The following is an 860-nucleotide window of genomic DNA, read 5'->3' on the forward strand; positions in this document are numbered from 1 at the left end:
AGCTTCGATGCCGCCACCCGGGCAATGGGTGCTGTCATATCAGGCCGCAAAACGAGCGTATGGCCTTCGGAATCAAGAAGCTTAAACAACTGTTGATCTAAAATGGCTGAGGCCTCGCCAATCGTCTCATGATATTCCAATGCTGGGGTTTCAATGAATTGATAGCCCCACTTCTTGATTTCATCGCTCATTTCATTTCTGGCCTTCACTTTCGTCTCATATAGCACTGGCAGTGTATCTCTCATGCCTAACGGTTTCTCGAACATAAACGGCTTTGTCACGACTGCACATCCTTTTTAAAAATTAGTAACCATCTATTCAATCGGTTCGCCCTCTTTGGCCAAAACCAATCCTTGCCTCCATTGTCTTTGTACATCCTTTTATCCTTCCAAGATCAAGCACAGTTAAATCCTTATTTTTGGATCCATATAAAAATAGTAGCAAAAAGATTAACATAATCCTATAAATAATCATAATAATCTTACAAATTACTTTAGTTCGCTAATATGGTAATATGGTGAAGTTGTTAATAGTTTAACGCTGCCCTAACCTTCCGTCAAGAAAAAGCTATCGTTTCCCTTTCTATCACCCTAAAGATCCTCGCAGTCGCATGCGAAAAAAGCAGACCTTCCACCCACTCCCAACCTCCTATTTGCAGTCAATCATTGTTATTAATGTATACCTTTTGGTTTAGCTGTTTTATAATGGTTAGGAGTTTGGCTTTACTAGAAATTATTGGGGGGAAAAGAAATTGAAGAGATTTTTTTCGTTATTTGTAGCACTTATCGTTCTTTTTTCGGTAGGCTCAATCGGAGCTAAAGGCTTCGCTGCAACGAAAATGAACCAGGATGAGCTTAATG

General features: G+C 39.9%; 1 protein-coding gene. It reads right to left on the minus strand.

What is annotated here, in order from left to right; genetic code table 11:
* Positions 1-266 (minus strand): ATP phosphoribosyltransferase regulatory subunit (locus CVN76_RS06020; RefSeq protein ID WP_198512504.1); only part of this gene is annotated, 266 nt, incomplete at its 3' end.
* Between the last annotated feature and the right edge of the window lie 594 nt (positions 267-860).

This window comes from Bacillus sp. mrc49, from assembly GCF_002803435.1.